Annotated in this window: 20 protein-coding genes; 7 read left to right on the top strand and 13 right to left on the bottom strand. The window is 45.0% G+C overall.

Features of this window, described 5'->3' with window-relative positions:
* Positions 1-8 precede the first annotated feature (8 nt).
* The gene (locus tag R7070_RS07380) at positions 9-2,264 is read right to left on the bottom strand and encodes a DNA internalization-related competence protein ComEC/Rec2 (protein WP_065274292.1); all 2,256 of its coding nucleotides are present in this window, start codon (positions 2,262-2,264) and stop codon (positions 9-11) included.
* Positions 2,265-2,272: 8 nt separating this feature from the next.
* Here R7070_RS07380 and R7070_RS07375 point away from each other — a divergent pair, with 8 nt between their 5' ends.
* Positions 2,273-2,782, top strand: coding sequence for a DUF2062 domain-containing protein (locus R7070_RS07375; RefSeq protein WP_005387834.1), 510 nt, complete (start codon positions 2,273-2,275; stop codon positions 2,780-2,782).
* 149 nt (positions 2,783-2,931) lie between these two features.
* On the opposite strand, the gene lolE is transcribed toward R7070_RS07375, so the two are convergent.
* From lolE to lolC, 3 genes are read right to left on the bottom strand one after another with little or no spacing between them, the layout of a single operon-like run.
* Positions 2,932-4,176 carry a lipoprotein-releasing ABC transporter permease subunit LolE gene (gene lolE, locus R7070_RS07370; protein WP_065274291.1) on the bottom strand — a complete coding sequence of 415 codons (1,245 nt, stop codon included), beginning with the start codon at positions 4,174-4,176 and terminating at the stop codon, positions 2,932-2,934.
* Positions 4,177-4,178: 2 nt separating this feature from the next.
* Positions 4,179-4,886, bottom strand: a complete 708-nt coding sequence (gene lolD / locus R7070_RS07365) for a lipoprotein-releasing ABC transporter ATP-binding protein LolD (protein WP_005378457.1) — start codon at positions 4,884-4,886, stop codon at positions 4,179-4,181.
* Positions 4,879-6,087 carry a lipoprotein-releasing ABC transporter permease subunit LolC gene (gene lolC, locus R7070_RS07360; RefSeq protein ID WP_053349430.1) on the bottom strand — a complete coding sequence of 403 codons (1,209 nt, stop codon included), beginning with the start codon at positions 6,085-6,087 and terminating at the stop codon, positions 4,879-4,881. Before lolC ends, lolD begins: the two co-directional genes overlap by 8 nt.
* A 249-nt stretch (positions 6,088-6,336) precedes the next feature.
* Here lolC and R7070_RS07355 point away from each other — a divergent pair, with 249 nt between their 5' ends.
* From R7070_RS07355 to R7070_RS07340, 4 genes are all read left to right on the top strand, one after another.
* The gene (locus tag R7070_RS07355; RefSeq protein WP_065274290.1) at positions 6,337-6,906 is read left to right on the top strand and encodes a hypothetical protein; all 570 of its coding nucleotides are present in this window, start codon (positions 6,337-6,339) and stop codon (positions 6,904-6,906) included.
* 5 nt (positions 6,907-6,911) lie between these two features.
* Positions 6,912-10,373, top strand: coding sequence for a transcription-repair coupling factor (gene mfd, locus R7070_RS07350; protein ID WP_033905041.1), 3,462 nt, complete (start codon positions 6,912-6,914; stop codon positions 10,371-10,373).
* A gap of 7 nt (positions 10,374-10,380) precedes the next feature.
* A complete protein-coding gene (locus R7070_RS07345; protein ID WP_005387825.1) occupies positions 10,381-11,154 on the top strand; it encodes a peptidoglycan binding protein CsiV in 774 nt (257 codons plus the stop codon).
* A 160-nt stretch (positions 11,155-11,314) separates the two neighbouring features.
* Positions 11,315-11,863, top strand: coding sequence for a GNAT family N-acetyltransferase (locus tag R7070_RS07340; protein WP_005387823.1), 549 nt, complete (start codon positions 11,315-11,317; stop codon positions 11,861-11,863).
* 76 nt (positions 11,864-11,939) lie between these two features.
* Here the strand turns inward: R7070_RS07340 and R7070_RS07335 are convergent, their stop codons facing one another.
* From R7070_RS07335 to hinT, 7 genes are all read right to left on the bottom strand, one after another.
* The gene (locus tag R7070_RS07335; protein ID WP_005378463.1) at positions 11,940-13,229 is read right to left on the bottom strand and encodes an NAD(P)/FAD-dependent oxidoreductase; all 1,290 of its coding nucleotides are present in this window, start codon (positions 13,227-13,229) and stop codon (positions 11,940-11,942) included.
* A 533-nt stretch (positions 13,230-13,762) separates the two neighbouring features.
* Complete coding sequence (gene ycfP / locus R7070_RS07330; RefSeq protein WP_005378464.1) at positions 13,763-14,305, bottom strand: alpha/beta hydrolase YcfP; 543 nt, start codon at positions 14,303-14,305, stop codon at positions 13,763-13,765.
* A gap of 75 nt (positions 14,306-14,380) precedes the next feature.
* Entirely contained in the window at positions 14,381-15,262 is an 882-nt protein-coding gene (gene thiK, locus R7070_RS07325; protein WP_054575454.1) for a thiamine kinase, read from the bottom strand.
* 24 nt (positions 15,263-15,286) lie between these two features.
* Entirely contained in the window at positions 15,287-15,877 is a 591-nt protein-coding gene (gene lpoB / locus R7070_RS07320; protein ID WP_005378467.1) for a penicillin-binding protein activator LpoB, read from the bottom strand.
* Positions 15,878-15,943: 66 nt separating this feature from the next.
* Positions 15,944-16,336 (bottom strand): YcfL family protein, encoded by a 393-nt coding sequence (locus R7070_RS07315; RefSeq protein WP_005378469.1) that lies wholly within the window; start codon positions 16,334-16,336, stop codon positions 15,944-15,946.
* A complete protein-coding gene (locus tag R7070_RS07310) occupies positions 16,336-17,733 on the bottom strand; it encodes a COG3014 family protein (RefSeq protein ID WP_025766940.1) in 1,398 nt (465 codons plus the stop codon). The genes R7070_RS07315 and R7070_RS07310 overlap by 1 nt, the downstream gene beginning before the upstream one ends.
* Before the next feature lie 69 nt (positions 17,734-17,802).
* Positions 17,803-18,153 carry a purine nucleoside phosphoramidase gene (gene hinT, locus R7070_RS07305; RefSeq protein ID WP_005378473.1) on the bottom strand — a complete coding sequence of 117 codons (351 nt, stop codon included), beginning with the start codon at positions 18,151-18,153 and terminating at the stop codon, positions 17,803-17,805.
* A gap of 269 nt (positions 18,154-18,422) precedes the next feature.
* On the opposite strand from hinT, the gene R7070_RS07300 reads away from it, so the two are divergent.
* Positions 18,423-20,414, top strand: coding sequence for a methyl-accepting chemotaxis protein (locus R7070_RS07300; protein WP_086046599.1), 1,992 nt, complete (start codon positions 18,423-18,425; stop codon positions 20,412-20,414).
* A gap of 163 nt (positions 20,415-20,577) precedes the next feature.
* Positions 20,578-21,738: a DUF1887 family protein gene (locus R7070_RS07295; RefSeq protein ID WP_005378476.1), complete on the top strand. Its 1,161-nt coding sequence runs from the start codon at positions 20,578-20,580 to the stop codon at positions 21,736-21,738.
* 157 nt (positions 21,739-21,895) lie between these two features.
* Here the strand turns inward: R7070_RS07295 and udp are convergent, their stop codons facing one another.
* Entirely contained in the window at positions 21,896-22,654 is a 759-nt protein-coding gene (gene udp, locus R7070_RS07290; protein WP_005378479.1) for a uridine phosphorylase, read from the bottom strand.
* 314 nt (positions 22,655-22,968) lie between these two features.
* A complete protein-coding gene (locus R7070_RS07285; protein ID WP_256900311.1) occupies positions 22,969-25,275 on the bottom strand; it encodes a zinc/cadmium/mercury/lead-transporting ATPase in 2,307 nt (768 codons plus the stop codon).
* Positions 25,276-25,284: the final 9 nt, after the last annotated feature.

The raw sequence follows: 25,284 nt of genomic DNA, 5'->3' as shown, positions 1-25,284 counted from the left end.
TAAGACTCTCATTCTACTCCCTTACGCAGCATCTGCCTATACCAAGGCTCAAATGTATCGCTACGTTTGGTTTCTGAGCGCCAATTATCACGGTGAATAAAGAAGCTTACCTGACCACCCTCACCAGTATCAAGCCAAGTAATGCCAAGCTTTCGGTATGAAGCAACGACATTTTCCGCTGGCATTCCCCATCGATTGTTTTTTGCTAAAGAAGCAACTGCCACACTCGGGCTCACCGCCTCGATAAATCGAGGATTCGATGAACTTTTACTCCCGTGGTGAGGGACTAGCATCACATCGCTTTGTAACTTTCCGGGCTCTCTAAGCAATATCCACTCGCTAATGGCCTCAATATCACCAGTAAAAAGCATACTAAAGTTAGAAATAGGGTCAGTAAGTCGTAATACACAGGAGTGCGGATTATACGCACGTTGAACAAGTGCAGGAGGCCAGAGCACTTCCATGTTTAATCCTTGCCATTTCCATTGGTCGCCTCTAGTGCAAGGTTCATATCCGATAAAGAATTGACTACTAAATTTACGCTGTGGAGAAAAGGCATCTTCAATGAAAAAGCGGCCGCCTGCGTGATCATTATCGAAATGGCTTAGAATCAGTGTATCTATGCTTTCATAACCTCGTTGATGCAAAACCGGAGTGACGACCTGCTCTGCGATACTGCCGCTTTGCCATGCTTTACCAGTGTCATACAGCAACACCTTGTCGTCTTTTTCTACAACCACTGCAAGGCCATGACCTACATCTAATACATCGATACGCCAACTCGGTTCATACTTCGATGCAAGCTTGATACTAATAACGATGCCGAGTAACAAATACCACGCGTAATGAGACATGAACCGTTGAAATATTAAGCAAACCACTATCGCCATAACCAGCATTGTCATTTCCATGCTAATGGATTGCCAAGAACCTACTGCGTACTGTATTGACGTGCTCAATGGCTGTAATGACCAGTCCACCAAATGCCACAGAGGCTTCGCTATCATTTCAAGAAACAAAGATGAGAACAGGGCTAGAAACATCAAAGGTACAACGATAAATCCGAACCAAGGAATAAATACCAAGTTGTAGGCTATTGAGGACAAACTAAAACCGGAGAAGAAATGGCCACTAACAGGTACGATTAAAGCGCTCAACATCAATTGAGTAAGCAATAACGCTTTTAATCTCGCTTTCCAACCTCCCCTTTGATGTCGAATCAAATTAATTGCGAACAATACCGCACAAACGGAGAGGTATGATAACCAAAAGCTCATACTGTAGGATGCAAAAGGTTGAACAAGCAGTTGTAGAGATACTGCAAGCAAAAGAACTCGCCAAGAAGTCCAGTGCACCAGAGTATACTTCAGGAGAACGTAAACAACGCATACCGACACTGCTCGCGTAGTAGGCAGAGAGAAATCCGCTAACCAAGCGTAGGCAACAGCGAAGATCAGCCCATATAAGCTAGGCAACAACTGGTATTGGGGTAATAGATAACGAACGGTACCGCCCACGACTAGCCCAAAAGTAAACGCCATACCAATATGTAAACCAGAAATGGAGACCAAATGCAGTAAACCACTGTCCCTGAGCGCTTGCCAATCTTCCTTAGACAACCAAGAACGGTCAGCAAAAACTAACGCACTTATTAACGAGAAATGATGAAGGGAAGACACATCATCAGCGACATCGGCAATAATGGATTGACGCAGAGATACATTAGAACGAACAATCCACTTAGCGTCTTTGTTGACAACCGCTCGGGCGATAATATTTTTACCCATCGCGTGCTTTTCAGCATCAAAGCCAGCTTCGTTGCGTAGACCTGTAATCGGCTTTAACGAGATGGATGTCGTAAACTCACTGTTAACATCGAGTGGAAAAGGCGTAATAAGACGGATTTTAGGTTTAAGAAAAGGTAACAGAGTTTGAGAATTTACCGCTTCTATAGCGACAATACCTTCATAACCGTGACTTATTTGCGTAAAAGGGCTGTCAACTTTACCAATTATGGTAATATTCTCCCCTGCTTGAAAAAGGGCTTGTCTCTGAGACTCCAATACATTGCCGTGGACGATGACAACCATAAAGCCCGCAATTGCGCCTATGCTAATTAAGCCACGACGTAATTTGATTATTGAGCCAGTGGTTATTATTCCCAGCAGCAACCAACGCCAATCTGGTATTGTCGGCCACCAAGCTGACGAGATTACGCTCGCTAAAAATAACGCCAAGGTCCAACTTTTTTCTGAGAGAGTCATGCTGTCCTATGCCTAGAAAGCTGATAAAACGCTTCATGCCAGATCATGAATTGATCAAACGCCAAAAAGCATTGAAGGTCTTCGGCAATGTGTTGTACAACCCAAACTTGTGGTGCTTAAACCGCCGCTCGGCATCAGGGGCTTTTGCTGTCGGGTTATTTATGGCTTTTGTTCCGCTGCCGAGCCAAATGATCATGGCCGCTGGTTTGGCCATTATGTTGGGTGTCAATCTGCCCCTCTCCGTCGCTTTGGTATGGATCAGCAACCCTATCACTATGCCTGTGCTATTTTACTTTGCGTACAAGCTAGGTGCTCTAGTGATGCGTCTTCCCCCGCAACCTTTTCACTTTGAACTATCGTGGGAATTCATCATGCAGCAAATGAGCACCATTGGACCTCCATTTCTATTGGGCTGCGCAATTTGTGGGGTTGTATCCGCGATTATTGGCTACTTCGGAATTCGAGGGCTTTGGCGCTACTCCGTGGTACGGAGCTGGCAAAAACGCAAAATAAGATAAGACCTTACTGCGTAAAAATCAGCATTTGAGCTATCAGTTGAGGGGCATCTAACAGTTAGAATGAAACGCGATGTTACTCAAGTCGGATAAATACAAAAAAGGACCGAATTCGGTCCTTTTTTGTATTTCGCATATTGTAAAACAATCAGCTATTTAGAACTCAGTACAGCCGCCGGATTCAACCTTGCGGCACGAGAAGCAGGATACCACGTCGCAAGTAAACTAAGCACTATCGCCGTCACTGACACCAATGCCACATCTGGCCAGTGTAGTTGTGATGGTAAGAAGTCAACAAAGTAAATATCACCCGATAAAAACTGATGACCAATTAAGCTCTCTAACCCTTTAATTAACGGAGTCAGGTTTAACGCCACTAAGACACCGATAACACTGCCGACGAGACTGCCAAATACACCAGAGAATACACCTTGCCAAACAAAGATCCGTTTGATTAGGCTATCTTTTGCTCCCATTGTTCGCAAAATTGCAATTTCCGCCGCTCGGTCTTTCACTGCCATCATCAACGTAGACACAATATTAAAACATGCCACGCCAATCACCAGTACCATCACCAAGTACATAATGGTGCGCACGAGCTGAATATCGCGATACAAAAAACCAAACTTTTGCTGCCAGCTTTTCAAATACACGTAAACATCAACCATGCTACCAACCTCACGAACAATAGAAGGCGCATTGAGAACATCGTCAGTTTTTAGTGAAATGCCTGTGACCCCTCCCCCTAACCTCGCGTATTGCTGCGCATCAGCTAATGGTACTAACGCTAGAGAGTGGTCGATTTGGCCATTCAACGTTAAGAACCCTGACACCTTCACGCGCACACGCTTAGGAGCCTGCACTTTATTTGCGCCGCCTGTTTGCGGAATCATTAACGTAACGTAATCCCCCACGGCGACATTTAGCTCGTTTGCTACACCTCGGCCTAAGATCACTTGCTGCTGACCGGCATAAAAGTTTTGCCAAGCTGCTTGGTCAATAAAATTCGATAAGCTCGACACCGCTTGCTCGAAAGTAGGCTCTACGCCACGAACTTCTATCGCTTTTAGCTTACTGCCTTTTTCTGCCAAACCCGTAAAACGAACGTACGGTGCTGCCGCGACAACATGTTCATGTTTTAGAGCTTGATTCATCGTTTTGGTGTAGTCATGAAGTGGTCCATTAACACCTTCTAACTCGCCGTGTGGGATCACAGACAACACACGCGATTGCAGCTCGCGCTCAAAGCCATTCATTGCAGACAAACCGATAATGATCACAGCAACGCCAACCGCAATACCAATGGTCGAAGAAAGCGATATGAAAGACACCATCTTGTTGCGCTTTTTCGCTCGACTGAAGCGACCACCAATCATCAAAGCTAAAGAGGTAAACAAAACTAGCCCTCCGCAGATGCTGTATCAGTCACAAAACGATCTACGAGCAAACCATCTTGCATGTGCATTTGACGATCCATTTTTGCTGCCAGCTCTTTGTCATGCGTGACAACCAAAAATGCAATGTTTGACTCTTTATTGAGCTCGCGCATCAAATCATAGATAGACAGTGCCGTATTGTGATCTAAGTTCCCCGTAGGTTCATCAGCCAAGACCAGATCAGGTTTATTCACCAATGCACGCGCAATCGCAACACGCTGACGCTCACCGCCCGATAACTCGGAGGGTCTATGTTGCATCCGATGACTCAAACCAACTTTATCTAACAGCGCTTTAGCCGCCTGTTTTGCATCCGCTACTTTAGCACCGCCAATCATCAGTGGCATCGCCACATTTTCAAGCGCAGTAAAGTCAGCCAATAAGTGATGAAACTGGTATACAAAACCAAGGTGCTTGTTGCGTAATGCCGCCTGTTTGTTCGAGCTCAAAGCTGATAGGTTTTGCCCTAGAAAATCAACTTCACCATGAGTTGCGTCATCTAACGCACCTAAAATATGCAATAAGGTACTTTTTCCCGAACCAGAAGAGCCAACAATAGAAACCAACTCCCCTTTGTCGATATCGAAACTTACGCCTTTCAACACTTCCGTATCTAACGAACCCTCTCGGTAGACTTTACGAATATCACGACATTCTAATAGCTTATTCATAGCGAAGTGCCTCAGCAGGTTTAACAGAAGATGCTCGATAAGAAGGATAAAGCGTAGCAGCAAGGCTAAGAGCAATCGCCAATACCACCACTAAAAGAATTTGCAGTGAATCAATCAAGATGGGTAGATGACCACCAAAGCTGAATAGCGCCACACCAGCAGATTCAAGAATCGCATTTAGATTAAGTGACAAGATCACGCCCGCAGCGCCACCAACAATCGCGCCAATTACACCACTACTTGCACCTTGCACCATGAAAATGGTCATCACTTGAGATTGAGTCATGCCTTGAGTTTTCAATATTGCGACTTCTGATTGTTTCTCCATTACCACCATGATTAAAGCGGAGATAATATTGAATGCAGCGACACCCACAATTAGACCTAGCATAAGTCCCATCATGTTCTTTTCCATTTTCACCGCTTGGAAAAGCTCACCACGCTGTTCGCGCCAATCACTCCATTGCCACCCATCAGGCATGGGTTGGTCAGCAAAATCCGTCACCATAAATGGGTCAGAGAAAAAGACACGCCAACCAGAAACCGTGTCTTTAGGGAAACGCATCAGCTTAGATGCATCCGTCATGTTCACAATCATTAATTGACCATCAACGTCCGATCCCGTATTGAAAATGCCTGAGACAGTAAAGTTTCGCTGGCTAGGAATACGGCCAAGTGGGGTAAACTGCGTTGCGTTGGTCACCATCAAGCGCACTTTATCCCCGATTGAGACCTTTAGTGAACGCGCCAAACTGTGACCCAAAAATACATTGTAGTCACCTGCTTGAAGTGACGATAATCGTCCGGCAATCAAATGGTTGCTAATCGGATCGCCTTTCTTAGGTTCAATACCGATGAGGTAACCAGCCGTCAGCTGTGCAGAACTCTGAATAACAGCCTCTCCTCTAACGATAGGCTCCGGCTGAGATTCACTCGACATCGCTTGAACAAATGGAGGGGCAGACTCGGTCATAGGCGTTTTTCCATCGTGTTGCGAAACCACGGCATGAGGTAGCACACCTAAAATGCGTTCTTTTAACTGCGATTCAAACCCGTTCATCACAGAAAGAACCGTCACCAACGCCATTACACCGATCGTAATACCCGCCGTCGACATATAAGAAACAAATCGGCTGAACCTATCTCCAGAGCGTCCCCGAAGATACCTTAAGCCAATAAACAATGAGATAGGATGATACATATAAGACAAACCAACTGGTTGTTTTGATATAAAGCTTTAGCGGATTATCTTACCTTACTCTTCTCATTAAGAAGACAAGAGAATCGCTAAATTTGTCAACGACATGCAATAAGTCTGTATTTAGGGCAAAAAGTTCAAGGACAAATCGGCTAAACTTGATAACTTCATTCAGTTAGCGATAATCAGTGCCCTATTTCTCTTTGTTTGTTGAGTGAGCAAGGAGCGCTCACTGGCAAAAGGATCGACTATATGACAGAGCAAGAATACTTTACCGTCCATCATAACCTCACCATCAACGTCGAAACGTTGAGTGCGGACTTTGCTTTGCCAGATGAAGAAACATTTGCCTCCGAAATTCCAGCACCATTTATTGTCGCCAGTGAATTTAGTCACTTAGATATGTTGGCAGACAACGCGCGTCTAGGGCTGAAAAACAAAGAGTTAAAGCATGTGATCAACTTGCTTGATACGCAAAACGCGAAACTTAACCTCTTGTTGAGCTTTATGCTTTCACAACAAGATGACGCCTCCATTCGATATCAAACGACGCAGTTTGGTGCTAGTCAACTCAGTTTCCGCTCAGATACAGCGTTAACTACTCAACAACTCGTTCGTGTTAAACTGTTCCTCGATCACCCTGCTGCGGCGATTTACTGTTACGCTCAAGTAGAAGAATGTGATGCTTCAGAGCAAGATTTCATTATCACGCTTAGATACAAGATGCTCCGAGAATCTGATCAAGATTTACTGATAAAGGCGGCACTGTATCAACAACAAAAACTTTTACGTCAGCGCTCGATGGAGCGAGATAAAAAATAATTCCTATGACAAAAGCAACGATTCTTTCCGTCACAAACCCTTCAGAGCGTGGCGACAAAAAACAGCTAGGTAATTTGCCGGGCGCAGCTCTACCTCTAGCCATTGCAGAGCTGGCCAAGCAGCATTCGAGTCACTCGCTACTCGTTGTGCCTGACCCGCAAATCGCTTTAAAGCTTCAGGCAGAGATTGAGCAATTCACCGACCAAACGGTAAGCCTGTTCCCCGACTGGGAAACGCTGCCTTACGATAACTTTTCTCCGCATCAAGAAATCATCTCTGAACGTATCGCACGCCTATACCAACTGCCAAGTCAACGTGATGGCATAACCATCGTCCCGGTCAGTACAGTATTGCAACGCCAATCGCCACGTGATTTTCTGTTGCAACACACTTTAATGGTGAAAACTGGTGATCGGCTCTCGCTAGAGAAGTTACGTGTACAACTTGAAAATTCAGGCTACCGCCATGTAGATCAAGTATTTGGGCCAGGTGAATATGCAAGTCGTGGGTCTATTCTGGATCTCTTTCCTATGGGCAGCAATGACCCGTACCGCATCGACTTCTTTGATGATGAAATAGATACCATTCGCACGTTTGATCCAGAGAACCAACGCTCTATCGACGATATTCAGCAAATCCAATTGCTGCCTGCACATGAGTTCCCAACCACTAAAGAAGCGATTGAAGATTTCCGTACACGTTGGCGCACCCAGTTCGACGCACGCCGCGAGCCTGAATCAATCTACATGCAAGTGACCAAAGGCACGTGGCCCGCTGGTATTGAGTATTGGCAGCCGCTGTTTTTTGACCATACCGAGACTTTATTTGAATATTTGCCAGAAGACTCTCAAGTCATCACATATGGTGATATCGAATCTGCGGTCGATACTTTCTTAACCGATGTCGAATATCGATACGACCAGAAAAAAGTTGATCCGCTGCGTCCTCTTTTGACTCCTGAACAGCTTTGGTTGAAAAAAGACGAACTTTTCAGTCAACTAAAACAGCTCCCTATCGCTCAATTGAGCCTAGATAAAGTGGTTAAGCGTGCCGGTCGTCAAAACCTACCAGTACAATCGTTAGCCGAGCTTGGCGTTCAACAACAAAATAAAGAGCCGCTCTCGCGCCTTCGTCAGTTTAGTGAGCAATTCAGCGGCAAAATCGTTTTCTCGGTAGAGTCAGAAGGTCGTCGTGAAGCACTAACGGAGCTGTTGCAAGGCATCAAAGTTCGGCCGGTCGTACATGGCTCACTTTACCAAGCTCTAGACTCGGGTGATCGATTCAGCTTGATCTTAGGCGCAGCAGAGCATGGTTTCATTCACGAAGAGCTGAACTTCGCTCTGATCTGTGAAAGTGATCTACTCGGTGACCGTGTTATCCAGCGACGCCGCAAAGATAAAAAAGCCGTCAACAGTGACACCGTTATTCGCCATCTTGCGGAACTAAAACCCGGTCAACCTGTGGTTCATATTGATCACGGTATTGGCCGCTACATCGGTTTACAAACACTTGAAGCCGGTGGCATGAAAACGGAATACGTCACCCTTGAGTATCAAAACGATGCCAAGCTCTACGTGCCAGTTTCATCACTGAATCTTATCAGCCGTTATTCTGGCGGCGCTGAAGAGAGTGCGCCACTGCATAAATTAGGTGGTGAAGCGTGGGCAAAAGCACGTCGTAAAGCGGCAGAAAAAGTGCGTGATGTCGCAGCAGAATTGCTGGATGTGTATGCTAAACGAGAATTAAAACCTGGCTTCAAATTTGAGCTAGATCGTGGGCAATACGCAACATTTAAAGCAACATTCCCGTTTGAAGAAACAGATGACCAAGCGATGGCCATCAATGCCGTATTGTCAGACATGTGCCAGGCAAAAGCGATGGATCGCTTAGTGTGTGGTGACGTGGGCTTTGGTAAAACGGAAGTCGCTATGCGCGCAGCATTTGTCGCAACGGATAACAGTAAACAGGTCGCCGTACTCGTACCAACAACCTTGCTTGCTCAGCAGCATTTCGAAAACTTCCGTGACCGTTTTGCCAACTTACCAATCCGAGTTGAAGTACTGTCTCGTTTTAAATCTGCCAAAGAACAAAAAGTCATTCTGCAAGACGTTGCCGATGGTAAAGTAGACATTGTCGTTGGTACGCATAAGCTGCTTTCGAGCGACATTAAATTCAAAGATTTAGGTTTGTTGATCGTTGATGAGGAACACCGCTTCGGGGTTCGTCAAAAAGAAAAAGTCAAAGCAATGCGTGCGGATGTGGACATTCTTACCCTCACCGCAACACCAATTCCACGCACACTGAATATGGCAATGAGTGGCATGCGAGACCTGTCGATCATCGCGACACCTCCTGCACGCCGTTTAGCCATTAAAACCTTTGTTCGACAAAAAGAAGAGCCAGTGGTCCGTGAAGCGGTACTGCGTGAAATTATGCGTGGTGGTCAGGTTTACTTCCTGCACAATCAGGTTGAAACCATTGAAAAAACGGCAGAAGACTTACAGAAGCTCATCCCAGAGGCACGTATTACCGTGGCTCATGGTCAAATGCGCGAGCGCGAACTTGAGCGAATCATGAATGACTTCTACCATCAGCGCTTTAATGTGTTGGTGTGTACAACCATCATCGAAACCGGTATCGACGTACCGACGGCGAATACCATAATCATGGATCGTGCGGACAATCTTGGCTTGGCGCAGTTGCATCAATTACGTGGCCGTGTTGGACGTTCGCACCATCAGGCCTATGCTTACTTATTAACACCGCATCCAAAAGCCATGACCAAAGATGCCATCAAGCGTCTTGATGCGATTGCTTCACTGGAAGACCTAGGTGCTGGCTTTACGTTAGCAACCCACGATTTAGAAATCCGTGGTGCTGGTGAGCTGCTTGGTGATGAGCAAAGTGGGCAAATTCAATCCGTTGGTTTTACACTTTATATGGAAATGCTGGAACAAGCAGTGCAAGCATTAAAAGAAGGCAAGGAGCCATCTTTGGATGAGCTGCTTCGTGAGCAAACTGAAGTGGAAATGCGAATCCCAGCGCTCTTACCAGATGATTACATTCCGGATGTAAACACACGACTGTCGATGTACAAACGCATTGCGAGTGTCACAAGCAGTGATGAACTATCAGAGCTAAAAGTGGAACTGATTGATCGCTTTGGTTTGCTTCCAGACGCAACAAAGAACTTACTTGCCGTCTCAGAATTGAAAATTTCGGCTGGTAGTTTAAAAGCGAAAAAGATAGAAGCCCATGATAAAGGTGGATTTATCGAGTTTTACCCTGATGCTGACATAAATCCAGCGTATTTAGTTAAACTGCTGCAATCACAGCCGCAAAAATTTGCAATGGAAGGTCCAACTAAGTTCAAGTTTAGCGTACCATTGGTGGACCGACGTAAACGCATTCAGTTTGTTCAAGACTTACTGAATGATTTTAAACAGAATTTATTACCAACGAGCTAATAGTCGAATGAGAATACTGATCCCGTTATTGCTTCTATGTGTCTCAATGCCCTCTTGGGCACAGCGCCAATTTGATATTGAAGTGATCATTTTCAAGCGAGCAGTCGACGCTGAAAGCACAACAGAATCTTGGCCGAATCAACTGCCAAAAATCGATATGGAAAATGTCGGTAGCCTAGAGAGTGAATCCTACCGCCGCTCTAAAGGCGTGACACTTTTGCCAAGTTCTTCTTTCCGTCTTAACGCGCAAGAAGCGGCACTAAATAATCATGCCGGCTTTAAAGTGCTTAAACACGTAGCCTGGCGTCAAGGTGACCGAGGTAAATCTAGCGCCCCAATTTTCCGCATCGTTGGCGGGCGAGATTTCTCTGATTCTTATCAAGCAGATGGCCGCCCAATCAATGGCAATAGCAATCAAACATTTTCCAGCGACGGTTACAGTGAAGAGACGGTCAATGGTCCTTTATATGAACTAGATGGTCGATTCCAAATATACGTACAGCATTACCTCTTCGCCGAAACAACACTAGATCTGCGCGAACCAAGTGTTAGAGAGGTGCGTTTTGAACCAACCTCAACTGAGCAATTGGCGGATGACTTAGGTGAAGTAGATGGTAACGTCCAAGTCGGTAACTTGGCAGAAATATCGCCGACAGTAACCGAAGAGAAATTCCTGAAGAGTTATCGAATGGATCAAAAACGTCGTATGCGTAGCAGCGAGACTCATTACCTAGATAACCCGTTGATGGGTATGATCATTCAAGTTCGTCGGGTTCGATAAGCACGAGCGGTTCGACAAAGCGCAGCAAAGCTGCGCTTTGTTTTTATCTGCTATACCTCAGTTATTCCTAACCAACGCAGAGCAAGGAAAATAGCTGCGTTCAAGTATAAATAGACAGCTTTCAATTTACTTACACTCAACATGGAAGTCGTATTAGTTCATGAGTCCAGACTTTGAAATCATTGCGCCCCGCTTAGCGCTCAAGCTCATCCCTGCTGAAGAAGCACATTCACTACAACGACTACTTGCAGAATCCCCTTCGCTGCACCAATGGCTTGACTGGTGTGATAAAAACGTCACATTGAAAACCGCGCAGGACTTTCTGTTGGCAACCCGTCTTAACTGGGTCAAAACTGAGGCTTTTGGTTTCGGTATCTATGAGCGGCAAAGTAACACTTTGGTTGGAATGGCAGCGGTTAATGAGTTATATCATACGTTTAATATGGCGAGTATTGGTTACTGGGTTGCCGACCGCTATCAACGGCAAGGTTATGCCCAAGAAGCCGTTAAAGCCTTAGCAGAATTCTGCTTCGCAAAGCTAAGTTTAACTCGACTAGAGATTGTTTGTGACCCCGACAACGAAGCTAGCCAAGCCTTAATTGAGTCCGTCGGTGCACAAAAAGAAGCCATCGCCAGAAACCGGTTTATTTTTCAGGGTAAGCCTAAAGATGGCGTTGTGTTCTCACTTTTACCGACAGATCTAACATAAACAAAAAGCCACCGACTTGCGGTGGCTTCTGCATTTTTTAAGATACAACACATCCACACAGAGTGGATTTAAAACCTTAGTGCAGCTTAAGGTTTGGACGCAGCACGCGATTAATGCGGCCGACGAGCATCATCAGACCGGTTTTGAATACACCGTGCAACGCCATTAGGTGCATGCGATACAATGAGATGTAAACGACACGAGCAATACGGCCTTCTACCATCATCGACCCTTTAGTTAGGTTCCCCATCAGACTACCAACGGTTGAGAAGCGACTTAGAGACACTAATGAACCGTGATCTTTATATACATAGTCTTTCAACTCGCGCCCGTTGATCTTCGCGACGATGTTACTAAATGCCTGGCTTGCCATTTGGTGTGCAGCTTGAGCGCGTGGCGGCACGAACGAACCGTCAGACTGGGTGCATTGTGCTAAGTCACCAATAACAAAGATGTCATCATCTCGTGTTGTCTGTAGTGTGTTTTTCACTACAAGCTGATTGATACGGTTCGTTTCTAAGCCAGCGATATCTTTAATAAAGTCTGGAGCTTTGATACCCGCAGCCCAAACCATGATTTGAGCTGGGATCTTCTCACCATCTTTTGTAGTAAGGCCATCTTTTTCAGCTTTAGTCACCATAGTGGCGGTGCGCACGTTTACGCCCAACTTCACCAACTCTTGATGAGCAGCAGAAGAAATACGTGGAGGTAACGCTGGTAAAATACGCTCACCTGCTTCAATCAGATTGACGTTCAACTTGCTAGAATCAAGATCACCGAAGCCATAAGTGCGCAGCTCTTTAACAGCATTATGTAACTCAGCTGATAGTTCAACGCCAGTTGCACCAGCACCAACAATCGCAATATCGACCGTACCGTTGCCGTTTTTCGCGTGCAGCTTTAGGAACTCGTTGTTCATTTCTGTACGGAAACGGTGTGCTTGCTCAGGGCTGTCTAGGAAAATACAGTTTTCACGAACGCCAGGCGTGTTGAAGTCGTTTGATGTCGAGCCAATCGCCATCACTAGAATGTCGTATTCTAGCTCACGGCTTGGCATAAGAAGTTCACCGTGTTCGTCTTTAAGCTCACTTAAGATGATCACTTTACGTTCACGGTCGATGTCTTGAAGACTACCCATTTGGAAGTCGAAGCTGTGGTTTTTTGCATGAGCTCGATAGCTCAGTGCATCTACTCCTTCGTCCAAAGAACCTGTAGCAACCTCATGCAATAATGGCTTCCACAAGTGGCTCGCTTTTCGATCGACTAGCGTAATTTGCGCACGGTTTTTGCGACCTAGAGTTCGACCAAGCTTAGTTGCCAACTCAAGACCACCTGCACCGCCGCCTACAACGATAATGCGTGTCACAATGATTTTCCTCTACAAAAATGAATATATGGGGTTCAGCTCGATGCATGACTCACAAACATTTGTGGCATCCATCCAACCGATGAATTCTTGGTTCTTAGAGGTGTCTCAATTACTTGGATTAAAAAACTACCACTCACCTTGATTCTTTATCTATCAATGACTTGTCAGGGTTTGGCATGTTTATCTGGTACGCATACGACGCCAGAAGTTTTTGGGCAAGTTTATTACTCGCTCTCAATTTTTTTTGATATTTATCAAATTATTTTAGTCCGGTTCATTATATAGAGACCAACTTTGAAGGCAACCAAAATCCGTGTAACGAGTATGGATTGACTACTTTTCGACTACTCTACAACAAGGTGTTCGTGCTACATAGGAGGGAAGTAAGAAAACGGTAAGGAGAACACAATATTCAAAGCGTTAAACCAAGAAAATGTGCCTTTCAAAGAGACAGTGGCTCGGCATACTCAAGAGAAGGAATCGCAGCAAAGCAGCCGATAAAAACGCCGCTTTACTGTCTACACTCAACATTAATAAGTATTTTTAAATGCCTTTATCGCTTGTAAATGATGAGAGATTTTTTTGAACTTATGAGACTGAGTTTCATCCCAAATGATCTGATAGTGTTTTTCTAGCTCAGCTGCCGTTTTCGAATTGTCATGCACTTCATCATCTTTAGAGAGAATCACTAAGCAGTGAGCTTGATTTTTCGCTCGGAACTGATCAACACATTTTGTTGCGATATCTTCGTACTCTTCTGGGCGATCGATTCGACCAGCCATCGTTTTTTCTGGGTGCAAGTTCGGGTTGAACATCACTTGCTTGATACCGCATAGAAAACCAATTCGCTCAGACCAGTAACCACCTAAACCAACCCCACAGATTAATGGGTTTGGGTCATCAGATTGATCGATAACTTTAGACACTTCTTTTAACAAGTGTTGCATGTCGTGCTTTGGGTGAAGGGTGCTGTAATTGATAAAACGAACGTCGTCGTCGATAAATTGCAGTTGAAGAACTTTTTCGTGGTTACCCGGGCTTGTACTGTCAAAGCCGTGTAAGTAAATAATCATGTGTACCTCTCCCTGTGTGTATCTGGTACTTTTATTAAAACTACCACTATTTCCTTACTGTTAAAGGGGAAAATATCACGAGTTCTCAAAACAGTGATCTTCCATACACAATGAGCCTTTCAACTCATACGCACTGTTTAAGTATTGTTCAGTTCCCCACAATTTATAGGCAAGTAGATACCAGAGCATCGCCATCACCAAGGTTCTTGGTTGCCAAGCGTGTACACCTCTCAGCCAAAGAGACACATCTTCGATACCTCGAATTTGGCAATACTGCTTTACCGCTTCTTCCACAGGCGCATTCGCGACCTGAATAGTTAAGGTCAAATCTAGCCTAGGGTCAGCAATCCCGGCATACTCCCAATCAATAACTTTCACCCCACTCTCCCCTCGCACTAGGTTGTAACACCCCAGATCGAAGTGACATAGGGCAAGCGGAACAGGTGCAACGTTCGGTTCCGTGCGCCACTTCATGTACAAAGCCTCAAACTCCGTACCCACATACTGACCATCAAGCTCAAGCCAATAATGATCGATGCGAGAAATATATGAAAATGGAACCAAAGGAATTGCGCTTATCGGATATTGATGAATCTTCGCCGCAATGGATAATAAATCGCTTAGTGCTAAGCCTGACTCCGTCAGTGCCTCTCCTTCTATCCATTCCACCAGCAACCCTTGCTCATGAATAAAAACTGGCTTGGGGCCAATTTCCAATGAAGAGACTGCATTCAGCACTTGATATTCACTGTGACGAGAAATTGAAAAAGCCTTGCAGACATGACTGGTCGGTCGCCAGATGTATGCAAGGCCTTGAGAAGATTCCAACCGCCAACAACGGTTGGTGAGCCCGCCGGTAACAGTTTGTAGTTTTACCGGAGGCTCCGTAAAGAAGCCATCGAGAGCGTTAAGACTCGGATCTAACTGTTTTGCTTGTTGCCAAGAAAACCATGCCATTGATGACTTCTCCACCCTGTTCGATTAAAGACCGAATAGGCTCTTAGATTGCGCTTTACGAATTTCAGTTTCATCCGCCCACTCAATCAAACCTGTTTCTAGGTCCATTAGGCGCATGGTCATCTTGTAGTATACATCTTTATCGCTACCTGCATTTTTCACAATGCTAGATAGGTTGCCGTAAAGCATGTATTGAGCACCAACCATTTTACCAAATTGGATCGCTGTGCTTTGGTTAACAAGCTCATCCGTGTTTTGGAAGTTAAGTTGTTCACGCACAGACTCAACACGATCCATATCAACAAAGCGGAACTTACCTGAGTTCAACATCTTAGTAGAGATCGTGTCGGTAATGGATTCAGTGTCAATATGTTCACTGGTTTTGTTCTTAATTCGCTCAACAAAAACGATAGGACGTTGGTCACGAGTAATTGCTGCTACAGAGCCCGACATCATCATGCTATCCACCATTTCAGCCGCGATTTTTTGTAAATCTGTTGAGCCAAAATCGATAGTCGTGGTTTCTGTTGCTTGCGCATCGCCGTAAGAGACTTTGTTAGAACAGCCACCTAAAATGACGGCAAGACCTAAAAGAGCAATAATACTTTTTTTCATGAGAGTTCCTTAGTTTTTCAATACCAGCGCATCGTTAGCGCGGCAGCTTCGGCAGAGCCGTTAAGATTAATCGTCTTGTGCTTCTCTAATTTGCACACGGAATTTTGTGCCATTTGGATTCACAGTAACTTCAGATAACGTGACTTGCTCAAATCCTCGCACAATCATTTTTCGCCACGGACCAGGTTTGGTATTCACTTCTAAACCATTGTTGTCATACCAATAAAATCGGTAAAGAATGTGCTGATCACCTTTGTAATTGCTACTCAGCTGCACGACTCCTCGTGGGCGATCATCAACGTAAGTGGTGGTGATGTTGTCAACTAATAAGCGACTACCTAAAACGTTATCATTAAAAAATACTTTTTGCGTTTGGCCATCAATTCGAATACCAGCCGTGTTTTCGGCGCATCCAACTAAACCAATAGCCATTGCTAAACAAACAAGCCATGCTTTCATTACAGTCTCCCTAGCTGTTTATGCCACACGGTTGAGTGTGCTCCCTGACGAGATACCCATACCAATGTAGTCTGCTGTGCAGGCACTTCAAACTGATAGGTTTGATCACCCAAGTTTAAACTTTGTGTTCCCGGTTTCACGATTTTTGAAGCCGTTTTCACTTGCGCTGGCAATGTTTGCCAACTTCTTGTATCTGGCTGTTCGGTCAATGTGTTCCATACATTGAAAAGTATGTTGCCCACATCATCGCCTTTTTTCGCCGCCTCTTTTCGGATTCGATCTTTTGCCCAAACACGAAGAGCTTGACGGATCACTATTGTAGTAAGACGTTCATTAAGATCGTTTTGCGCCATCGCATTAACATCAGTCAGCGTACTGGAAGGCAATACCTGACCATTTAAAACAACATCGCTAAAACGTTGAGCACCTCGGTTCTGATAATAAGGAAGCGCCAACGAATAAATCGCGCCATTATCGCGACTGTCGTAAATCGGTAAATCAATACGCCACCCTTTCATCGCCTCAACAACACCCTGCTCATCAATAACGATGACTCGCCCTTGTGACTGAGTTAATCCAGAAGGTGCTTTGCCATACCGCTTCTCTAGCATGCGCAAGTCTTCACGCATGCCCAGCTTCTTAGCAGCGTATAAGGTGCTTTCCACAACTTGCTTGTTGTCTGGCATTACAGCGAGTGCTCGTCGGTAATCAACATAAGCACTGTTTAAGTCTCGCGACGCTTCATATAACAAGCCAGAAAGATAGAACAGATAACCATTTTGTACCGCGCTTAGTTTTTTACCAGCATCAGGGTAGTTCGCTAACACACTGCCTAAATTGGCAGACATGCCTTGCTTGTTAAGGTCTTTCTCTGCTGCTTTTAGCTCTTTTTCACGCGCCTTTCTTGCTGCTTCCTGAACTTGATTAGCTCGACGCACTTCAACTAGTGCCCCTTCTAAATCGTTTTTCTGTAAGTAATTTAGTCCTAGATACAGGTGCAAAAAGCCAAGTTCGTAATCGGCGGGATGATAATCTTGGAGATTGTCGTTCACTGCGAGAGAGCCGACGCTCGTTGCCGTGTCTGACACAGATATCGTCGCTCGATCTTGTTGAACACGTACGGCACGATCGCTGCTTTCTAGCGCATTCAAACTTGTTGGGTAATCTTCAGCAAGAAAAGAGATACGACCTTTTTCAAAATTGCCAAGTATCTCGCCACCCACTTCACTTGATTGAAGTTGTTTTGCTTTGGCATATTCCCCTGCAACAACGGCTTGATAAACTTCTTGATTCTGGTTGCTGTAATGGCTAAACAGATTGCCCGCAGATAAATTCGCGCAGCCAGAGGCCATTAAAGCCCAGCTCATCAGCCCTAACAGCTTTACACCTAGTTTCACATTTATCTCCACAAATGTGTCATTCGACAGGAAAAAGAAGTGGGTGAATCGCCACCCACTTTTAAAAGCTTAGCTCAATACCATTGGTCCTAGAGGGCGGCCGCCTAGTAGGTGCATGTGAATATGGTAAACCTCTTGGCCACCATGTGGATTACAATTAACGATTAGGCGATAGCCGTCTTCAGCAATACCTTCTTCTTTCGCTAACTTTCTAGCAACAGTGAACAAACGCCCCATCATTGCTTCATCTTCAGCTTCTACATCATTCGTTGTTGGGATCAGTTTATTCGGAATAATGAGAATATGGCTTGGTGTGCGAGGGTTAATGTCGCGAAACGCAGTCACCAAATCATCTTGATAAAGGATATCGGCAGGGATTTCCTTGCGAATAATTTTACTAAAGATCGTTTCTTCCGCCATGAGGACTCCATTTTATAAACGTAATTAGACCCCAATTAGTATGCGCCAACCAAAAGCGGAGCTCAATAAAAACAGTGTTCACTTAACATTATTAATCAAATGCTAATTAACGAGGCTTTTTTTGTCGTGTGCGTCATAAAATGCGCGTCACAAACTGAATACAATCCAATGAATTTTGTTACTTTTTTAAGACAATTATTATTTTTATACCCAAGTAAATTCAAAAATACTTGGGTAGCTTGTCTATTTTTGGGAGAGGAAGCTCACTTATGCGAGGTTCAGTTATTAAAAGGATGTATGCCGGCTTTGCACTGATCATCATCCTATTTGCCGTCACAATTGCCATTATGATGGGAGGAATGAGTGATATTCACGGAAAATTTGGCACGGTTTCTAAATCATCCCTACCGTTGGTATCGTTATCTAATCAAACCAGTGTTGAGCTGCTTTCTGCCGACAAATCATTTAAAGACTTCCTGACGACAGAGAATAAACAACGCATGGATGAAATGCGTCAGGAATTTGCTAGATCTCAACAACGCTTCGAATCCACATTGGCTCAACTGAAAACCGCAAGCCAAATCTACCCTTCTCTTGCCGAACCGTTTTCACAGTTAAAAACGTTAGAGCAGAGCTATTTTACAGAAGCTCTAGAGGCCATGGACAACTACGAAGCAATGTTCGCGGCTCAAGAAGAAGTTCAAAAATCCTCACGCCGCTTCCAAAAACTGAATACCGAACTTTCGGTTGGTCTTAAAGAATATGTGGCAGATCAAACCAGCATTTCTGTCAAAGTCATGGCAAAGAGCTACTTTATCAAGTTAAAAGATGCCGAAGTAATTACCTCTGATGCCCTCGCCAGTTCCAACCCTGAGTTTGTTACGCAAGCCGTAGCTAAAAACCGCAAAGCAGTAACGCACTTGAATTACGCATTCCGCGGGTTGGTGACTCAACTTCCTGAGCTAGAAAAAGCATTTGGCGAATCTGTAGAGCAATTTACTCGCGACGTTGGTATGCGTGGCGGTGTGTTAGACCAACATAATAATTACCTCAATGCTCGCGCCGCTTTGTATAACAATATCGCCAACCTAGCAAATAAAGTGGATTCAACCATGGCGATTCTTGAGCAATTTACGACAACCGCAACAGATAAGCTCAATGAATCATTGGCAGATGCAGGTGACATATATTCGGCCGGTGTAACGAAAGCCATCATCATTGGCGTTATTGTCGTTTTACTCGCGACAGCGATTGGCTACCACATCGCACAAAGCGTTCGCGAGCCGTTGACTCGTATTCTAAAAGTGTTAGAAGGCCTGACTGAAGGTGATATGACACAGCGTATCGATATTCGCTATAACAACGAATTCAGCCGTGTGAGTGGACACATTAACTCACTCGCCGACAACCTTCACGAGATCTTGGTGAAACTCAACGAAGCGTCAGAAAACCTATCGTCAACCGCGACAACCAACGAACGCACCTCTTCGCAAGCACAAATTAAATTGAGCTCTCAACGCGAACAAACGGCAAACGTCGCTACCGCGATGACAGAAATGTCTCATTCAGTGCAGGAAGTCGCGCAAAGTGCGCAAGGCTCGCTAGAAATGGTGCAACGCGTCGAATCTGCCTCTGAAGAAGGCAGAAATGTTATGAGCAGTAACATCTCAACCATTAATCAACTAGAAACACGTTTGAACGAATCGGTCTCCGCAGTTTCTGAGCTACAAAAAATGAGTGGTCAAATTGGGTCTATCCTTGATGTGATCCGCAACATTGCGGAGCAAACCAACCTACTGGCATTGAACGCGGCAATTGAAGCGGCTCGCGCTGGTGAACAAGGTCGCGGCTTCGCGGTAGTGGCAGATGAAGTACGAGTACTCGCATCAAGAACGACTCAATCAACCACTGAAATTGAATCCATGATCAGTAATCTGCAATCTAGCTCGCAATCGGCGAACCAAGTCATACAAAGCTGTATGAGCGATATGGAGATGTCGGTTGAGCAAGCATCAAAAGCGAACAGCTCAATGGAAGAGATCCAGGCGCTAATCATTGAGATCAGCCAAATGAGTACGCACATTTCACAAGCAGCAGCAGAGCAAAGTGAAACATCAACAGACATTGCTCGCAGTATTGAAGATATCAACAGCATCGCCGATGAAAGTTTCCAAGCCATGTCGAGTATCGCACAAACCAGTGAATCACTGACCCACTTGGCTCATCAGCAAAATGAATTGGTCCACCGCTTTAAGTTATAAATACTTTATAATTAAGAGTATTAATTAGTGCAATCAACTATATAAGGGCGACTTTTTGTTAAGTCGCCCTTGTTTTTTGTCGGCCATGTCTACATATGATTAATAAGGCCAGCTCATCCCCTTGCACAACTCTTTTCGAGCGGCCTCATAAAAAGGAAAATCTATGGCTGTTCATGTTGGTATTATCGACCAAGACCCAGTGAGATTGGTCACTCCTCTATTAGATAATCGTACGCTAAGCACACATATCGTCTTCATCGGAGACAAGAGCCAGTTAGATATATTTGACCGACTGAGTGCCGTTTTAGATCAACGAGAAATTACTTCTGAATTTTTTGAAATTCCATCCGCTGTTAATACATCTCTGATCAAACAAGCAATTCAAAAACTGGCAAAAGACCTCCATGAACGCGGCGAAGATGTAAAATTGAACGCGAGCTGTGGTCTTCGTCATCGCTTGTTGTCGGTGTACGAAGTTTTCCGTACCTATCGCTGGCCAATTTTTGTGGTTGAGCCTAGTAGCGATAAGCTTTGTTGGTTATACCCTGATGGCAAAGAAGATACCCAAGTCGAAGATCACATTACGATTGCAGATTACCTCACTATCTTTGGTGCACGCGGCGAGTTTCACCACGTTGATTTACCACCTCTTCTTGATAAAAAATTGTATGAACTTGGTGAACGATGGGCCTCAAATGCGCTTGAACTTGGGCCAGGTCTAGCAACACTTAACTACCTTGCAACCACATGCCGCAAAGAACAAAAGCTTGATGTCGAGCTCTCCGAAAAACAGCAGGGCTACCGTGAGCTCAACATGTTGCTTTCAGATTTAGTAGAAGCAGAAATCGCCACCTATGAGAATGGCGTTTTAACGTTTGCAGATGAAGATGCTCGACGCTTTTCAAACGGTGAGTGGTTAGAAACTTTGGTTCACAGCACCGTGAAGCAAATCCAAGACACCATGCCGACGATCCAAGATCGATCGTTAAATGTTCAGGTTTATCGCAAACTTGGTGAAAGTGAAGTACGCAATGAGTTAGATGTCGCAACAGTTGTAAACAACAAGTTGCACATCATCGAGTGCAAAACCAAAGGCATGAGAGATGACGGCGACGATACTTTATATAAGTTAGAATCGCTTCGCGATCTATTAGGTGGCTTACAAGCGCGCGCAATGTTGGTGAGCTTCCGTCCTCTTCGTCACAATGACATTACTCGTGCTGAAGACTTAGGGCTAGCCCTGATTGGCCCTGATGAGCTTAAAGATTTAAGAACGCACTTAACTGCTTGGTTTAAAGACGCGGGCGGTTCAGACGAGATATAGTGCCATTAAGAAAAGCTAAAATTCACAACGATAAAAAGCAGCATTAATGCTGCTTTTTTTATACCTAAATTTTAGCTGTACGCATTTCTATAACTAGAAAAAAACCAGAGGTTAGCCTCTGGTTTTTTCTGTTTGTTTAAATGCCAACTATAGGGGCTTAAAGCATTTTACGCGCTGCTTCTACAACCACTTTAATTGAACGCGCTTCCGTTTCTTTCAGAGTTGAATGATCTGGAATCTCTTTTTGTGTACGGTTGATGATAACACCTGCCACACAACCCGCTTTTAAACCAGAGCTCGCACACATTGTTAGCAGTGTTGCAGACTCCATCTCGAAGTTAAGTACGCCCATGTCTTGCCATTCTTGCATAGAGCCTTGGAAACGCTTAACAACACGACCAGAGAACGTATCGTAACGTTCTTGACCAGGGTAGAACGTGTCGCTTGATGCAGTCACACCCATGTGAACTGTAGCGCCAGACTCTTCTACCGCTGCTTTCATTGCGGTTGCTACTTCAAAGTCAGCAACTGCTGGGAATTCCATAGGAGCAAAGTGTAGGCTCGCACCGTCAAGACGAACTGACCCCGTCGTTACGATCATGTCACCCACGTTTACATGCGGTTGAATTGCACCCGTTGTACCAACACGTAGGAAAGTACGAACACCAAGCTGTGCCAATTCCTCAACTGCGATAGAGGTAGAAGGACCACCAATACCTGTAGAACAAACCACAACAGGTTTACCGTCTAGCTCTGCACGGTATAGCGTGTATTCACGATGGCTTGCTAGAAATACTGGATTTTCCATTTGTTCTGCGATTTTTTGAACACGCGCTGGGTCACCAGGAATGATCGCTAGAGTCGCACCATTAAGATCAGCTTCAGTAACACCTAAATGGAATACAGCTTGAGACATAAGTCGCTCCTTATTGTGGCTTATTTTATGAACAATAAGCTCATTAATCAGTTATTGGGTACAGATGCACTGTAGCGAACCTTTCACCAACATAGAGTGATCACAATCACAATGACAAAATGTAATGAAAATGAAATTTCAAACAAAACTGGTATTTATCACACTTTAGGGGGCATTAAGTCATTTTGTTGCATAGCAATGCGTGATTTCAAGGACGAGAAAAACGTCTGATCGCATCAGGTGAATACGGTTAAAAAAAGCCCGATACACGAATGCCTCGGGCTATTAATGAGTGGGATCATTGGTTAGGTCAGTTATTTGATCTGTTTGGACTCAAAACGAAGTAATCTCAACGCATTCAATGTCACCAGTGCTGTTGCACCACTGTCAGCTAATACTGCAACCCACAACCCAGTAACCCCAAGTAAACTTGTCACTAAGAATACACCTTTCAAACCTAGCGCTAACGCGACATTCTGACGAATGTTACTTAGCGTCGCACGCGACAGTTCTATCATGGCAGGTAGCTCAATCAACCGGTTGTGTGTTAACGCCGCATCAGCAGTCTCGAGCGCAACATCCGTACCGCCTCCCATCGCAATACCAATGCTCGAAGCTTTCATGGCTGGAGCATCATTGATACCGTCTCCCACCATCGCAACGGTATGTTGTTGTGATAGTTTCTCGACGTAATGCACCTTGTCTGCAGGTAACAAACTCGCTTTATAATCCAAGCCTATTCTATTTGCCATTGCTTCTGCACTTCTCGGGTTGTCACCCGTTAGCATCACCGACGTGACCCCAAGTTCCTTCAACATTGCGATGGCTTGCTGGGCATCTGAGCGCAATGTATCTTGCCATGCGATCACGCCAATGACCTCGTCATCGTAACGAACAATGACAACCGTTTTACCTTGTTGTTCCAACGTAACCACTTGCTCTTTGGCTTCTTGAGAAAGTGGAAAGTCTGCCTTTGAAGGCGTGACCACTTGGACCATTTTTCCATCGACGTAACCAGTGACACCAGAGCCTACTTGCGCGGTTTTATCCAACGCTTCAGGAATAGTAAGCCCCTGCTCTTGCACTTTGGTAACTAAAGAAACCGCTAGAGGATGACTTGAACCAACCTCGATTGACGCAGTTAGGCTAAGTAACTTGTCTTCATCCATATCAAAAGCAAAGACGTCGGTCACTTCTGGTTTACCTTGCGTCAGTGTCCCAGTTTTATCAAATGCGACAGACTCAACCTTGCCAAGCAACTCAAGCGCCGCTCCACCTTTGATCAATGCGCCCCGCTTAGCCGCTGCCGCCAAGCCAGAAGTGATCGCCGCAGGCGTTGAAATGACTAACGCACATGGACAAGCAATCAACAGCAGGGCGAGTCCTCGATAGATCCACGTTTCCCACGGTTGGGCAAATAGTAATGGCGGCGTAACGATAACCATCAGAGACACCAACATCATTAGTGGCGTATACCAACGGCTAAATTTATCAAGAAAGCGTTCTAATGGTGCCTTACGGGATTCTGCTTCTTCAATCAAATGAAGAATTCGATCTATCGCATTCTCGCCCTGACGGGAAGTCACCTGTAAACGAACCACTTTATCGACAACCACAGCCCCGGCCATCACTTTGCCACCGGTTTGATGTTCAACGGGAACAGATTCTCCCGTTAACGCACTTTCGTCAAAACTCGCAAGCGCATCTTGCAAAACACCGTCGGCAGGCAAACGACCTCCGGGTGCGACTTCTATGATATCCCCTAGTTTAAGCTGCGCAGCTGGTACTTCTTTGCGTTCACCATCAATAATTAAAATTGAATTTTCTGGGACTAAGTCCATTAACGCCTGGACACCGCTTCGCGCGCGAGATGATGCATATGCTTCTAACTTTTCACCAATAAGGAAAAGCAATAACACCATTGCGGCTTCGGCGGTTTCACCTAAATATAAAGCGCCGAGCGCCGCTACACTCATTAACGTTTCAATCGCAAAAGGCGTACCGCTACGCGCCAACTTAAATGCTTTGAGCGCGATTGGGTATAAACCAAGTAAACACGTCAAAGTGAATAACCAAGCGCTTATTTGAGGGTCGATCTTAGAAATTACTGCCGCAGTAGCCATTGCACCAGCAATCGAGAGAATTTGGATGTTGTCTCTTATGACGCCAAGCCAGCCTTTCTTTGTAGTGCTTGGTTTTGGAGCATCAAGTGAAGAGAGCGGGAAACCCGTTTTTTGGGCTGTCTGCTCTATCGTAGCTATCAGCTCTAGACCATCAAAATCGACGACCAGTTTTTCTGTTGCAAACAAAACCTTGGCTTGGCTGACGCCTTGTAAAGACGTAATGGCTTTCTCAAGCTTTTGCGCACAAGATGGGCAATCCATACCTGACACAAGCCAAGCGTTCCGAACGGAGGAATTACTCTCCCTTGTGGGATCGTCTTCCTCGCCTGTGTCAACGCTGCAGCCTCCTCCACTACAGCAAGAGCTTTCAGAAACATCAACACTGGCCTGAGAGATATTGAGCGAAGATTTTACTGGCGCACAGCATGACTCGCTTGCACCAAGCGGCACCGCAGTTTTGATTTTGCTAGATTGGCAACCTTGATGTTTTGTACACATAATTTTTTC

The organism is Vibrio sp. 1557 (genome assembly GCF_033340175.1).
Taxonomy (GTDB): domain Bacteria; phylum Pseudomonadota; class Gammaproteobacteria; order Enterobacterales; family Vibrionaceae; genus Vibrio; species Vibrio alginolyticus.
This window is presented reverse-complemented; position numbering and strand designations above follow the sequence as displayed.